Annotated in this window: 12 protein-coding genes and 6 pseudogenes; 11 read left to right on the top strand and 7 right to left on the bottom strand. The window is 47.2% G+C overall.

Annotation, left to right across the window (positions count from 1 at the left end):
• Nucleotides 1–16: 16 nt before the first annotated feature.
• Together JCM16161_RS13405 and JCM16161_RS00075 are read right to left on the bottom strand one after the other, a co-directional pair.
• Nucleotides 17–289 carry a hypothetical protein gene (locus JCM16161_RS13405; protein ID WP_243668249.1) on the bottom strand — a complete coding sequence of 91 codons (273 nt, stop codon included), beginning with the start codon at nucleotides 287–289 and terminating at the stop codon, nucleotides 17–19.
• A 5-nt stretch (nucleotides 290–294) separates the two neighbouring features.
• A pseudogene (locus JCM16161_RS00075) lies at nucleotides 295–1,201 on the bottom strand (substrate-binding domain-containing protein).
• A gap of 294 nt (nucleotides 1,202–1,495) precedes the next feature.
• On the opposite strand from JCM16161_RS00075, the gene JCM16161_RS00070 reads away from it, so the two are divergent.
• The 5 genes from JCM16161_RS00070 to JCM16161_RS00055 all read left to right on the top strand — a co-directional run bounded on the left by JCM16161_RS00070 (nucleotide 1,496) and on the right by JCM16161_RS00055 (nucleotide 5,472).
• Complete coding sequence (locus JCM16161_RS00070; RefSeq protein ID WP_243668248.1) at nucleotides 1,496–2,167, top strand: hypothetical protein; 672 nt, start codon at nucleotides 1,496–1,498, stop codon at nucleotides 2,165–2,167.
• Between the two features lie 102 nt (nucleotides 2,168–2,269).
• A complete protein-coding gene (locus JCM16161_RS00065; protein WP_243668670.1) occupies nucleotides 2,270–3,052 on the top strand; it encodes an ABC transporter ATP-binding protein in 783 nt (260 codons plus the stop codon).
• A gap of 9 nt (nucleotides 3,053–3,061) precedes the next feature.
• Nucleotides 3,062–4,726, top strand: coding sequence for an ABC transporter permease subunit (locus tag JCM16161_RS00060; protein WP_054854863.1), 1,665 nt, complete (start codon nucleotides 3,062–3,064; stop codon nucleotides 4,724–4,726).
• Nucleotides 4,727–4,804: 78 nt separating this feature from the next.
• Nucleotides 4,805–4,990 carry a hypothetical protein gene (locus JCM16161_RS13400; RefSeq protein ID WP_243668247.1) on the top strand — a complete coding sequence of 62 codons (186 nt, stop codon included), beginning with the start codon at nucleotides 4,805–4,807 and terminating at the stop codon, nucleotides 4,988–4,990.
• A 35-nt stretch (nucleotides 4,991–5,025) separates the two neighbouring features.
• The gene (locus JCM16161_RS00055; protein WP_243668246.1) at nucleotides 5,026–5,472 is read left to right on the top strand and encodes a hypothetical protein; all 447 of its coding nucleotides are present in this window, start codon (nucleotides 5,026–5,028) and stop codon (nucleotides 5,470–5,472) included.
• Nucleotides 5,473–5,497: 25 nt separating this feature from the next.
• On the opposite strand, the pseudogene JCM16161_RS00050 reads toward JCM16161_RS00055, so the two are convergent.
• The 4 genes and pseudogenes from JCM16161_RS00050 to JCM16161_RS00035 all read right to left on the bottom strand — a co-directional run bounded on the left by JCM16161_RS00050 (nucleotide 5,498) and on the right by JCM16161_RS00035 (nucleotide 9,063).
• A pseudogene (locus JCM16161_RS00050) lies at nucleotides 5,498–5,930 on the bottom strand (50S ribosomal protein L14).
• A 40-nt stretch (nucleotides 5,931–5,970) separates the two neighbouring features.
• Nucleotides 5,971–7,705: pseudogene (glyS, locus tag JCM16161_RS00045) on the bottom strand (glycine--tRNA ligase).
• Nucleotides 7,706–7,778: 73 nt separating this feature from the next.
• A pseudogene (locus JCM16161_RS00040) lies at nucleotides 7,779–8,588 on the bottom strand (arginase family protein).
• 82 nt (nucleotides 8,589–8,670) lie between these two features.
• Nucleotides 8,671–9,063, bottom strand: a complete 393-nt coding sequence (locus JCM16161_RS00035; RefSeq protein WP_054854862.1) for a hypothetical protein — start codon at nucleotides 9,061–9,063, stop codon at nucleotides 8,671–8,673.
• Nucleotides 9,064–9,387: 324 nt separating this feature from the next.
• Between JCM16161_RS00035 and JCM16161_RS13395 the strand changes: the two genes are divergently transcribed.
• The 6 genes and pseudogenes from JCM16161_RS13395 to JCM16161_RS00010 all read left to right on the top strand — a co-directional run bounded on the left by JCM16161_RS13395 (nucleotide 9,388) and on the right by JCM16161_RS00010 (nucleotide 12,814).
• Entirely contained in the window at nucleotides 9,388–9,633 is a 246-nt protein-coding gene (locus JCM16161_RS13395) for a 2-oxoacid:acceptor oxidoreductase family protein (protein ID WP_243668245.1), read from the top strand.
• Nucleotides 9,588–9,947: a 2-oxoacid:acceptor oxidoreductase family protein gene (locus tag JCM16161_RS13390; RefSeq protein WP_243668668.1), complete on the top strand. Its 360-nt coding sequence runs from the start codon at nucleotides 9,588–9,590 to the stop codon at nucleotides 9,945–9,947. The genes JCM16161_RS13395 and JCM16161_RS13390 overlap by 46 nt, the downstream gene beginning before the upstream one ends.
• Entirely contained in the window at nucleotides 9,944–10,264 is a 321-nt protein-coding gene (locus tag JCM16161_RS00025; protein ID WP_054854619.1) for a 4Fe-4S binding protein, read from the top strand. The genes JCM16161_RS13390 and JCM16161_RS00025 overlap by 4 nt, the downstream gene beginning before the upstream one ends.
• Nucleotides 10,264–11,494 (top strand): annotated as a pseudogene (locus JCM16161_RS00020) (ferredoxin oxidoreductase). The gene JCM16161_RS00025 and the pseudogene JCM16161_RS00020 overlap by 1 nt, the downstream one beginning before the upstream one ends.
• Nucleotides 11,491–12,438 carry a pyruvate synthase subunit PorB gene (gene porB / locus JCM16161_RS00015; protein ID WP_054854618.1) on the top strand — a complete coding sequence of 316 codons (948 nt, stop codon included), beginning with the start codon at nucleotides 11,491–11,493 and terminating at the stop codon, nucleotides 12,436–12,438. The pseudogene JCM16161_RS00020 and the gene porB overlap by 4 nt, the downstream one beginning before the upstream one ends.
• A gap of 19 nt (nucleotides 12,439–12,457) precedes the next feature.
• On the top strand, nucleotides 12,458–12,814 hold the full coding sequence (locus JCM16161_RS00010) for a hypothetical protein (RefSeq protein ID WP_054854861.1): 357 nt from the start codon (nucleotides 12,458–12,460) through the stop codon (nucleotides 12,812–12,814).
• On the opposite strand, the pseudogene JCM16161_RS00005 reads toward JCM16161_RS00010, so the two are convergent.
• Nucleotides 12,811–13,129: pseudogene (locus JCM16161_RS00005) on the bottom strand (hypothetical protein); the annotation flags it as partial. The gene JCM16161_RS00010 and the pseudogene JCM16161_RS00005 sit on opposite strands and share 4 nt — an antisense overlap.

Below are 13,129 nucleotides of genomic sequence, written 5' to 3'. Positions count from 1 at the left end.
ATGGTTAATGGGCTTGTTAGGAGACCACCAATAACACTATCAAGGGCTTAGGTATTAATCCACGGGATATGGCGTAGGCCGTTGGCAGCCCGAGGATTAACGTCAACGCCGCCGCAATCGAAGCACCAAGTAATGTTACCAGGGTGCCATAGATGAATAACGTACTCGTGAACGCGCTTAATAAATGGTTGAAACCTTCATATAGTAATACGGCTATCGGCAGCAACAGCATTAATGAAATAAGTACTATAAACGGTGTAAATGCATGCCTTGAATTATCCAAGTCCACCACCACTAACCGCCGTACTTAAGTAGTGGTGAGTTGACGAGTATCCTGATGAGTTGCGGAGCCCCACTAACATTTCCATAAAATATCGCCGGCGTTAACGGCGTAATTCCAAGACTCCTCATTAATTCCTGACCGCTCGGTGTGATTAAGTATATTATTAATTCCTCAGCCAGCACCTTATTGGGTGCCTGGTCAGGTATTGTCAGGGCTAACTGAATTGGCGCGCCTCTGATCACTAGGCTCTGCCCGTTAACCACTATGGTTACGTAAGCCTCACTATAGTAATTCGAATATGCAGGATCACCCAGGTTAACCTGAGGCGGCAGTGGGAAGTAGGGTAGCCCAGCGCTTTCGGCTGAGGATTTGTAAATCGCAATGTCGAACCAGACCTTACCCGTCTCCAAGGGGCCTAATAACTCGCTTCCGGCGAGTACCTCATATACGTTACCCGTACTATTTGCGTAGTTAAATAGGTCGATGTAGTAATTCCTCCCCAAACCCCAGTAAATACCTGCTAATTGAAGTACCATTAACGCCCTATAACCCTCGGGGTCCGTATTTGGATTTGACGTGCCCACCGCGTAGGCGCCATACTCATGGGCTAGGTTGAACGTCGCGTTGGAGAATATGAGGTTAAGGAACTCCCTAGTTATTACCATGGCCTTGGTATAATTACCTTCACTTAATGCCTCCTCCTCGGTCTCCGTTAAATTATTAACCTACGTTTAATAGGGGCTTGGGCATATTTGGTGAGTAGGCAATGACCATTTGATCGCTGGCAACGGCTATGTACCAACTCGTTATGTTACTTGGGTATAAAAGTGACGTTAGTATGTACGGGTCTATACTCGCGTAGATAGAGTAGCCACTGGGGTTTAGAATGACTTGCCTGGCTGCCTGTACGGAGCCCATGCCAGTCACGACAACGTTAATACCCAACTCCTTACCTGCCTCCCTAAATAATTGCGCATATAGTGAGGCGGTTATAATACTTAGGGTTTGCGGAGTTGATTTAGTTACCTGGTGGGCATGTTGAATTGACGGTATTGAATACCCTATTAACAACCCTATTGCTAACGATACTATTACCGACATTAATATACCCGTTTTCATCACGTTATGGACTCCTATGCGCCTATTTTAAGATAGCAAGCCATTTAATCATGTAAAGTATTTTAAATTAATTAATGCGAGGTATTACGCGAAATGGTGAGAACAAACTTTGATGCGCGTAAGTCGGTATTCGTTAAGAGATTGATTGAGGAGGGAAGTCAGCATAGAGTTGATTTTGACATTTACGACTTCTTACTAGCCTTTAACAAGTCCTTAAATGATTATTACACAACAAGCAGTTGTAGTGGCCGTATTGCCCTGGCCAAGGCGCCACGGCTTAGTTACTCAAAGGGTTCCGGGCTCTTTAAATTCCTTGTTAAGTGGCATAGACCGGTTACGTATAATGAGGTTATCAATGTCATCAATGGTATCGATGACGGCGATGTGTGGTTGCTCGTTAGGGCGCCGATAATGCACTTCGTGGCCAGGGATTTAAATGGTGCATTGAAGATGCTGAGAATTGCGAGGGAGGCGGGCTTTAAGCATAGTGGTATTTACTCAGTGACCCATGATGGTGTCGTGGTTGAGGTTCAGGGTGAGGATCGTTTTGAGATTCCATTGATAATTAATGGCAGGTTGGTAGTACCCATGGACAGCTTGAGGCGTATTGTTGATGTGGCCAATGAAACGTTGATGTTTGGTAAGTTTAGATTAGCACACCTGATACGATTAATAGAGGTTAAGTTGCTTGGTAGGACTGAGCTGGGCGATATGCTAGAACTTATTTCAAGGAGTCTTATAGAGAGTTTAATACTGAAAATATAAGTATTGAGAATTCCGTATAACTACGTAGTTAGGCAATCGTTAGGTGTATTTCCGCAGAATAAGATTTTTAAGTGAATCCTCATTCGCAGTCATGGTGGGACAATTGCAACGGTAAAGGAACCAATCCTCGAGGTTATTGATGTTAGCTATAGCTACAAGACTGAGAAGGGCCCCATACCTGTTCTCAAGAACGTAAGTTTTAAGGTTCATTCCCACGAATTCGTATCCATAGTCGCGCCAACGGGCACTGGAAAGACCACGTTGCTTAGGATAATAGCTGGCCTAAGAAGACCAGACAGTGGTAAGGTTCTTCTCATGGGTGAGGAGGTTCGAGGACCAACGCCTAAGCTCGCCATGATATTCCAGGACTTCGCCCTATACCCTTGGCTCACGGCACTCGAGAATGTGGAATTGGCACTGCTCCATAGGAAGGACCTTAGTAAGGAGGTTAGGAGGGAGATTGCCAGGAAGTACCTCGAGCTTGTTGGTCTTGGTGGTTTTGAGGATTATTACCCAAGGGAGTTAAGTGGTGGTATGAAGCAGAGGGTTGCCATTGCGAGGGCATTGGCCGCTCAGCCAGTGGTTTTACTGATGGATGAGCCGTTTGCGAACCTTGACGCCATAACGGCCGAGGGTCTTAGGGCCGAGATTTACAACATGGTGTTTAATGAGGAGTCCACGGTTAAGGCTATAGTCATGGTTAGTCATAACCTTGAGGAGGTCGTGGAATTGAGCGATAAGGTAATAATACTTGGTGGGAGACCTGCGAGCATTATTGCGGAGGTGGAGATTAAGTTGCCTAGACCGAGAAATACAAGGGACATAGAGTTCCAGGATTACCTGGATAGGCTGTATTCATTGCTTTCGATAAGCCTTAAGGTTTAGGTGGTGGATATGGACATTTGGTCCATAGTCCTTATAGCGTTTTTGGCAACCCTCGCCACCTTTGGTAGGGTTGCATTAACGATAATACTAAGTATAGTGCTTGGTTGGTTCCTTGGTTACGCAGCAGCCAAAAATGGGCTTTTTGAGAGGGTGTTCCTATCAATTACTCAAACGCTCGAGGCCGTACCCGTGATTACGTTCTTCCCAATAGTCCTGGTATTCTTCGTTAAGTCAATAGGCGGTTACATAGGCACGGAATTAGCCGTGGACTTCCTAGTCTTTACAGCCGTTGTGTGGAACATATGGGTGGGTGAGTATGAAGCCATAAAGACCGCGCCCCAGTCACTTGAGGATGCGGCTGAGATGCTTAACCTAGGCTTTTGGGGCAGGTTTAAGTACCTATACATACCGGTCACGATGCCCAGGGTAGCCGGTAATGTCCTCGTTAGTTTCGCCGATGCGTTATTCTACATAGTGGTTAGTGAGGTAATTACATTGGGCACAACGCAGTACTCCGTCTTCGGCATAGGGGCATTAATAGCGTCATGGACGAGTAAGGGTGAGTGGGCGGCGGCATTCATTGGTCTCAGCATACTGATAATAATGGTGACCGCAGTGCTCTTCGGCGTACTTAGGCCGTTTGTTAATTGGGCTGTTAAGTATAGTTATGACCCGCTCATGGAGGTCACCAGGACTAGGATTAGGAGGCCCGTGATTACGAGCCGTGTGAGGACCCTGGCGGCCAGGAATATGAAATACTTAAGGAGGGTTGTGGCTGTTGAGGATGCGATAATGCCCATATTCGTTAGGGCATCGAGTTATGCCGTTAGGCATAGATTATTGGTGAGGCCTAGACCTAGAAACATAATAACCAGGACCGAGAAGTACATGGGCATGGGCATTGTTACGGCGATAATCTCTCTCCTGGCATACTCAATCTATAGTTCCTGGCAAACGACCTGGGTCCCAATAATAAATAACCTATATAACTATGGCCTACTTTACCTCTATTACCTTGGACTTGATTGGTTAAGGGTTTTCCTGGTAACGGTTGTCTCAATATTAACCGCGATCCCAATTAATTACCTAATGGTCACGCATAGGAGGGTTGAGATGGTATTATTACCAATACTTGAGGATTTAGCCTCAATACCTGTGTCGGCTTACCTACCATTAATTGCAATACCATTCACGACGTACTTAGCCATTACTCTTGGACTTCATGCATCCCTAGAATTATTAGTATTTCTCGTGGCTTACCTAAGTACTGCTTGGTACGTGATTTACAACATGTACGTTGGTATGAAGACCATACCCAGGAGCCTTTGGGATGTGGCCGAGAACCTTAGGCTGAGCACATGGCAAAGGCTTAGGAAGTTAGCGATACCTGGTGCCATGCCCGCGACAATAACTGGGCTAGCCAGTACTGTTGGTTCGACGTGGGGAGGGCTTGAGGTTGCTGAGTATATCCAGGGACTTAATGGGCAGGTGTACATGGTTCATGGGTACGCCGCATTGATGGATTATTACACGGCAATAGGTAATGTGGTTGGTCTTGAGGCAATGAGTCTCATACTCGGAATAAACGTTATCCTACTCAGCATCTTCCTCTGGAGGAAGTTGTTTAGGTTGGCTAGGGAGAGGTATAGGCTAGAGGGTGCGATAACGCTTTAGGTATTCCACGTCAATTACCTAAATCGCGTGCAATAAGGCTTATAAGTATTCTAATGCATACATGTAAATAGAAGTGCTATGTCTAAGGAGGGACAGGGGACTGAGGAGACCTACTCTAGAACAACCATTATGGTTCCAAAGAACATCGCAGCAGAGCTTTCACGCGTGGCTAAGGCTAGGGGTAGGACGCTATTTCACGTGGCTGGTGAGGGCTTAAGATTAACAACTGAGCTTATTAAGGATGGCTTTGAGCATCAGACCTAATCTACTTCTGGCGGTTATACAAAATACTTAGTTCAATGGATATAATACCGATGCCCATGAAATTAATTGAGGAGGTGTGCTCTCACATAACATCGACATTGATCAACATCTCCAATAATGATAAGGTATCTGCCGATCTTAGGGATGAGGCAGGAAAGGCCGTTAATGAGTTATGGGGCATCTACGAGAAGTATGGTCACCAGGTCGGTGCGCTAGTTAGAATGGAATTTGAAAGCCTTGAGGAACTACTCGAAGCAGTCTCGAGGATTAGTCGATTATTGGCTGTTAGGCATGTTGAGGTTAAGAAGCTGGGTCCCAACACCATTGAGTTAATGGCAATAGGGCCCAGTGGCACCACCGACATTGGTAATAAGGCGCTCTTGGCGTTCATAAGGGGTTTCGTTACTCAGTATGACTATGAGGTCGTTTCTGAAGAAGCAAGAGCTAACGTACTTAGGGTCGTACTGCAGAGGAAGGCTTGATTACCCATTTAAAATACAATACCAGTTAGATAATTATTGTTGCCAGGTTTGAGATACCGGGCCACCTTAGGGCAGCTTCCATGGCCACTGGGCCGTGTATCTCACTACCTTAGGTGCGCCATTCTCATCAGTAATTACCACAGCATTATCCTCAAAGGCTATCCAGGTACCATCGGGCCTCCTGTACGGCCTCCTCTGCCTAATAACTATGGCCCTAAGTATCTGCTTCCTAACCTCGGGCTTTCCCTCAACAACACTGACAACCACCATATCACCCACGGAGCTCCAGGTATTTCCCTATGTACGGGCTTTGCCGTATGCCCAATAACGCCTATTACCCTGACAAGCTTAGCACCGCTATTATCCGCTACGGGGACTAGGCTATTTATGAATATGCCGGGCGTCTTATGAAACCTCCAACTAACACCTACTTGACGCGCACCGCCTCTCTTCGCCATTGGTAATGCAGGCTAAGCTTGGCTTATTAAACTTATCCACCTATTCCCTAACGATCAATTGAAGACCCATTGACTTCGCGATCTCCGTTATCGATAACCTCCTCGAAATAGCATCATTAATTATCTTAATTATATCGCTCACCCCAACCCTAACCTGCGCCTTAGTGTCTCTATCCCTAATAGTTACTGTGCCGTCAATAGGTGTCTTATCATCTATCGTTATTGCGAATGGCACACCCATGGAGTCATACTTAGCGTACCTACTGCCTATGGTTCCATCATCGTCATAGATAGCCCTAATACCCGCAAGTGATAATTCCCTGAATATCCTCCTACCAATACTCACGTACTCCTGCTTTCTAATTATTGGCAGCACCACGGCTTTATTGGCGCAATATCCGGCGGCAACCTAAGTAGGGGCTTTCCATTAACCTCAGTATACGCATGCTCTAGGGTTACGTAAACTATCCTATCAACACCGAAGGATGGCTCGACATCATGAGGAATAAACCTCTCAACATGAACCTTCCTCCTCTCCTCCCTAATGAAAACCGCATCGCTCGTTATGGTATAACCATCAATGACAGCCTTACCCTTACTGGACAGCTCATTGGCTAACCACCTTGGGTCAGCCTTACCAATGGCCTGCATGACCTTAGGCATTTCATTACCAAAGATCTCCCTAATCCTCTGTGGGTTCGGGTAAACCCTAACCTCAACGACCTCCTTAGGCGTGGTTAACCTCCTCTCAACGGTTAGGTCATAACCACTATATTTAGCATGTCTGCTGAGGTCGTAATCCGTTCTATAAGCATGCCCACTAACCTCAACCCAACCAAACCTCTCGCTATAAACCATCTGGTCGAAGCTAGCCGCTGCGTAATGAGCCCTCTCCTCGGGCAACTTGGCCAGGAAGTACTGATGATCAGGTGGTATGCCAAGCTCATTCATGTATATCGTGGCCAACCCCATGAAAAACGCCATCCACTCATTGGGCACAACACCACTCTCAACAGCCTCCCTCGGCTTAAACTCCCTGGGCTCCTTAACACCGGCGGCAACGTCCTTCTCAGGTACTATCCTCAATTTAACATCCAACTCATCGAGGTATGGGCACTTGGCGTTCTCGGGGTCGAAGAAGAACTCAATCTCCATCTGTGTGAACTCCCTAAGCCTTATCAAGCCCTGCCTAGGCGATATCTCATTCCTACCAACCTTACCGATCTGGGCAATACCAAGTGGTAGCTTCCTACCCATTAGATTGAATACCCTTGGGAATGACACGAACATCCCCTGGGCCGTCTCGGGCCTTAGGTAGCCAATATTATCGCTGTAGGGGCCTATCGTGGTCTGAAACAGCAGGTTAAAGGGCTTAACACTACCCAACTCACCACCACAAACCGGGCACCTAATATTATACTTCCTAATTAATCCATCAAGCTCCTCGAGACTCAAGCCTCGGTCTTTATCGAAATACCCCTCCTACCAAGCTCCTCCTCTATTAAGTGATCAGCCCTGTACTTACGACCGCACTTGGTGCACTCAACAATGGCGTCTGTGAAATGCTCGAGGTGTCCACTGGCCTCAAAGACTATCTTCGGCATTATTATTGGCGTCTCCACCTCAACTATGAAGTCCTGATAAGGGTAAATGAAGACCCTACGCCACTTCTCAATGATATTCCTCTTCAATTCAACACCAAGTGGTCCATAGTCATAGAAACCACCGACCTCCGCCTTACCCCTATAGATCTCAAAGCTAGTAGAAGAATCCACTCTCGCTCATAAGCTCCAGGAATTTCTCGAGATCCATTCGTCGCGATAATTACTGGGCGTATTTAAATAATTTTCACAGGTAATTAAGTACATCCAGTATTAGCTTAATAATCGTTGGTAACGACGTTAATCCAGGGTCATTAGGCGGTGAGTACTCAACAATATCCACAGCCCTCACTCTAGAACCGCCATAATCAAGGATTGCCCTAATAATCCTTAGAAGCTCGCCATAGCCAAGCCCAAAGCCCTCAGGATTACCAACGCCGGGTGCTATTGATGGGTCAAGAACATCGACATCAATGCTGAGGTGTATTGGCCCTGCATAACTATCAATCACTCCTCTAATGAGAAGCCTAAGCTCGTGATCGTTCATCAACCTCACATCCCTTGCCGATAATAACACCGAATTTTCAAGACCCCTTACGAATTTCACCTCCTCCTTATCGTATGACCTAAACCCAAGAAAGACCAGTGACTGAGGCTTGACCTGATTAATTATGTGCCTAACGAATGTGGCATGCGACAATACCTGCCCCATCGGCCACTCCTCCCTTGAATCTAGGTGAGCGTCTACATGAATGTAAACACTGTACGAGCCTGGGACTCCCTAACCGCCTTAGCAATGCCGAGGCTCAGCGTATGCTCACCACCAATATTAATTACTCTACCCCACGTATTAATGACGTCCCTAACCGTAAGGCTAATCCTCTCAAGGTTCTTATCAACATACCCTGTAACAGCGATAAATCACCCAGTCACACGCCTTCTCAAGCGGGTCTATGCCAAGGTCCTCGGTGGGTGTAAATTCGAAGTATTGGCTCCAGGACCTAATAACGCTAGGTGCGAATCTGGTCCCCGGCCTAAAACTAACCGTATCCTCCATGGGTATCCCAAGTATTGGTATACCACGGCCACACTTGGGTATTCCAAAGAGGGTGTATTGTGAGGTAACGTAAAAATCAATGTTACTGCTCATGGGAAATCACCTCCATGATCCTCTCCTTAACGGCCAAAATACTTGAGTACATAACCTCCCAAGCACTGACCTTATCATAATTTGGGTCGTCACCTAACCTCCTGCCAGGTTTAACCACGTAAATTTCAACACCAGCCCTTCTAAGTATTAAGTATGAAGGGTAGCATAGTGAACCATGAGGAGCAAGCACGGTAGTCGCGCCAAGTTCAACGCATCTCCTGGCAACGGTTGGTCTCTTGTTCATAGAATTCAGGGCTGGATTAACCTCCCTATGTATTATGGCGCCGTCCCTAACCAGGATTAAATAGTGGGCTCTTGAGAATACGTCGAACGCCAAATCATCATTAACGGTAGTGCATATAACATCGTTCTCCTTAATCATGGGCATTCCCGAATGCCTTAATACCACCCTCTTAAAAGCATTCGGAGTAAGCCATAACATCCCTGCACATGTGCTGTAATACGCATAAATTACTTTACGAAAATCTATTTAAGGAAATTAGGTAATAAGGCTTAGAGCCCATACCTGCCTTGCATTCACACCATTGGGCCACCCAACGACCCGGCAAAACCGGGCCGCTGGGACCAATGGTGTGGGTGCATGCAGGGGGCAAAACCTCCCTTGTTTCTATTTTTCATGTTTTATTTATGAAAATATAGAATAAAGGGTTTATAAAAGAGCTCTATAACGAGTCATTGACCAAAGATGAGCGGGTCGACTGTTGAAATAACGTTCTTTGGCAGGGGTGGGCAGGGCGCCGTAACTGCCGCACAGATTATTGCCCAGGCAGCGATTAGGCGTGGCTTATTCGCAAGTTCATTCCCTGAGTATGGCGCTGAACGTAGGGGCGCGCCTGTCAGGCTTATGTTAGGCTGTCTAGAGAGCCTGTCCTGGCCAGGGAACCCATCGAAAGGCCAGACATATCTGTGGTCTTTGATACTAGGTTATTAAGTGTCTTTAATATACCGCAGATAACGAAGAACTACATAGTAATTAATGCGATGAGTATTGATGATGTTAAACAATCAATAAGCAAGTTCAGTGGTAAGGTTGTCTACGTAAACGCGTATGAAATATCCACGAAGCACCTGGGCAAGCCCATAGTCAACACAACAATGCTCGGCGCACTACTTAAGATTCTCGACCTAGTAGATATAGAGACCGTTAAGGAATTAGTGCTGGAAACCTTCGGCAAGAAGCTTGGTAAGTCAAATGTGGATGCTCTGGAAGAGGCTTATAAAGTGGCTGAGGTGGTCGTGCTATGATGAAGCAATTAACATGGAAGGACCTGCCAATCGGAGGCATTATCATTGAGCCAGGCAATGCGCGTAAGAATATAACAGGTACGTGGAGGACTGAGAGGCCGGTCATTGATCAGGATGCTTGCATTAGGTGCAGGATTTGCTGGATGTACTGCCCTGAGCCCGCAATACTTGAGTTGAAGAAGCCGTACACCACAAAGTCGGGTAAGAAGTATGATTTAACCTACGAGATTGATTATGACCACTGCAAGGGCTGCGGAATCTGCGCCCACGAATGCCCAGTAAAGGCAATAAAGATGGTACCCGAGGTGACCGGGTGATGGCGATTGCCAAGGCCATAGGTGTTAGGGAGGAGGTTGTTAAGGAGAGGCTTGGCCTAACGTCAAATTACGCAGCAGCCTATGCGGTTAAGGCCGTTGATGTTGACGTAATTGCTGCATACCCAATAACGCCGCAGACGACGATAATAGAGAAGCTCGCCGAGTTCGTGGCTAATGGTGAAATAGATGCTGAGTACATACCGGTTGAGTCGGAACACAGCGCCTTATCGGCTGTCGTTGGTGCGGCGGCTGCTGGAGCCAGGGTATTTACTGCAACGTCGGCCCAGGGGCTTGAGTTCATGCACGAGGTTCTCTACATAACCTCCGGCCTTAGGTTGCCGGTGGTTATGGCTGTTCCTGGCAGGGCATTATCAGCACCAATAAGCATTCATGGTGATTACCAGGACATAATGAGCGCTAGGGATGCTGGTTGGATCGTAATGATTGCCTCGTCTGCCCAGGAGGTTTATGATTCGATAATCATGGCCTATAGGATTGCCGAGGACGGCAGGGTCCTACTACCCGTCATGGTGGCCTACGACGGATTCCTAATGAGCCACACCACAGAGCCGGTGGAGATTTATCATGAGGAGTACGTTAGGAAGTTCACGCCAAGGAACCTAAATAGGCCTAGGCTTGATCCGAGGAAGCCAATAACCATCGGCATTATCGCAAGCCTGATTGGTACTACGAAATTAAGTACCAAGCAGTTAAGGCGCTTAAGGATTCGAAGAGCACGATTAAGGAGATTCATGAGGAATTCAATAAGCCTTCGGCACCAACTATGACATAGTTGAGAAGTACATGCTTGATGATGCGGACTACGTATTAATAACCTACGGAGGGGCATCAACCGGTAATGCTAAGGAGGCAGCATTAAGGGCTAGGGAGAAGGGGTTGAAGGCGGGCGTCCTAAGAATTAGGTTGTTTAGGCCATTCCCCACCGATGAGGTTATTAACGCGATTAAGGATGCAAAGGCGGTAGCCGTGATTGATAGAGCATTATCACCAGGCAATACTTACGAGGGCCCGGTATTTAATGACGTGGTCTCAGCACTATATAGCAGGGGTGTCGATAAGCCTGTGGTCTCCGTAGTTCACGGCATATCCCAGAGAACAATGCTTGTTGATGACTTCTACAACCTTTACAAAATGCTTGATGAATATGCGAGGACTGGTGAGTACCCAAGGAAGACTATATTCATGGGTTTAAGGGGTGGTGAGGCATGAAGGTGTACTTTAGGACAATAAAGGACTTGCCTGTGGATGAGTATTACGGACCTGGTCAGTTAACCTGCGCCGGCTGTGGTCCTTCAATAGCCGTTAGGTGGCTGCTTAAGGCGGCTGGGTCGGATGTGATTGTGGTTAATGCTACAGGCTGTATTGAGGTAACTACGACTTCGTACCCATACACCGCGTGGAGTGTGCCCTACCTGCACGTGGCCTTTGAGAACTCAGCCGCGGCGGCGTCTGGCGTGGAGTCAGCGTTAAAGGTGCTTAGGAGGAAGGGTATCCTTGATACTAAGGCTAAGGTCATGGTTATCGCTGGTGATGGTGGTACTTATGATATTGGTTTGCAGTCCTTGAGTGGTATGCTTGAGCGTGGTCACGGCGTACTCTACGTACTCTACGACAACGAGGCGTACATGAACACGGGAATACAAAGAAGCGGAGGAACACCGCACTTCGCCTGGACAACAACTTCACCGGTGGGTAGTAAGTTGAGGGGTAAGGTTCAGAGGAAGAAGGACATAATGAGCATTGTGATGGGGCACCACATCCCGTATGCCGCAACGGCAAACATAGCCTACCCAATAGACCTGGCGAACAAGGTTAAAACAGCCCTTGATTACCTTGATGAAGGTCCTGCCTTCATACACGTACTAGCACCATGCCCACCAGGTTGGCGCTACCCGGAGGAGATGACCGTGGAAATAGCCAGGCTAGCCACAGAAACAGGCTACTTCCCACTATACGAGTGGGACCACGGCAGGATAAGGTTCAACCCACCAAGCAATGCCCACTTTGATAAGTCAAAGAGAAAGCCAATAATTGAGTACCTGAAGAGGCAGGGTAGGTTTGCACACCTGACGGAGGAGGACATTAAGGAGATTGAGAAGGAGATCGATGAGTACTGGGACTACCTAGCAAGGCTTGCCAAGGCCTTTGGATAAAACCATGGATTGCATCTTAATGTCCTTAAAACCACGATTTGCTGACGAAATCCTAACAGGCAGGAAGAAGTGCGAGGTCAGGACCTTTATTAGCCCGATTAGTAAGGGCGACACGGTCCTGGTTTATTACTCAAGCCCGGTCAAGGCGGTTAAGGGATACTTTATAGCTGGCGATTCAATCATAATAAGGCCAAGCGAGTTAATGGATATATTAAACAATAGGTGCGGTAGCATGCCCAGGGACAACATTGAGTACGTAGTAACCAGGTACCTAAGGTCAAGGAGAAGGATACTCATACTTGAAGTAGAAAATCCAACAACATTCCCAGGGGCAATAACGTTGGAGATAATGACTGTGTTTTGTTGTTTGTTTTAGGTCCGTGGGCCCTGGGCGGGGCAGCTCAGTCTCGCCATCGCCCTCGCTATTGCCTTTACCCTCCTTTCCCTCCCTTTGTTTGTTGCCTCCTCATGCATCCTCCTCAACACCTCGCAGACCTTAGTCACTAGCTCGGGGTCTTTCTTTATTTCGCGCATGCCCATGTAGATCTCGAAGTCGCCGCCGCTGGGCCTCAACCCAGCGTCGTAGCCGGCCCTCTTGAGTCCCTCCAAAATTGCCACTGCATCCTCAAGCCCCTTACGTTTAGTCCTAAGCTCAACAGTGCCGTTGTTATTCACGTGGACGTTCATCCTC

Source organism: Vulcanisaeta sp. JCM 16161 (genome assembly GCF_001316285.1).
This window is presented reverse-complemented; position numbering and strand designations above follow the sequence as displayed.

Excerpts from the sequence above, each read along its gene's own strand:
- JCM16161_RS00070 (WP_243668248.1), top strand. The coding sequence starts at position 1,496 with ATGGTGAGAACAAACTTTGATGCGCGTAAGTCGGTATTCGTTAAGAGA.
- JCM16161_RS00060 (WP_054854863.1), top strand. The coding sequence starts at position 3,062 with ATGGACATTTGGTCCATAGTCCTTATAGCGTTTTTGGCAACCCTCGCC.
- JCM16161_RS13400 (WP_243668247.1), top strand. The coding sequence starts at position 4,805 with ATGTCTAAGGAGGGACAGGGGACTGAGGAGACCTACTCTAGAACAACC.
- JCM16161_RS00055 (WP_243668246.1), top strand. The coding sequence starts at position 5,026 with ATGGATATAATACCGATGCCCATGAAATTAATTGAGGAGGTGTGCTCT.
- JCM16161_RS00035 (WP_054854862.1), bottom strand. The coding sequence starts at position 9,063 with ATGATTAAGGAGAACGATGTTATATGCACTACCGTTAATGATGATTTG.
- JCM16161_RS13395 (WP_243668245.1), top strand. The coding sequence starts at position 9,388 with ATGAGCGGGTCGACTGTTGAAATAACGTTCTTTGGCAGGGGTGGGCAG.
- JCM16161_RS00025 (WP_054854619.1), top strand. The coding sequence starts at position 9,944 with ATGATGAAGCAATTAACATGGAAGGACCTGCCAATCGGAGGCATTATC.
- porB (WP_054854618.1), top strand. The coding sequence starts at position 11,491 with ATGAAGGTGTACTTTAGGACAATAAAGGACTTGCCTGTGGATGAGTAT.
- JCM16161_RS00010 (WP_054854861.1), top strand. The coding sequence starts at position 12,458 with ATGTCCTTAAAACCACGATTTGCTGACGAAATCCTAACAGGCAGGAAG.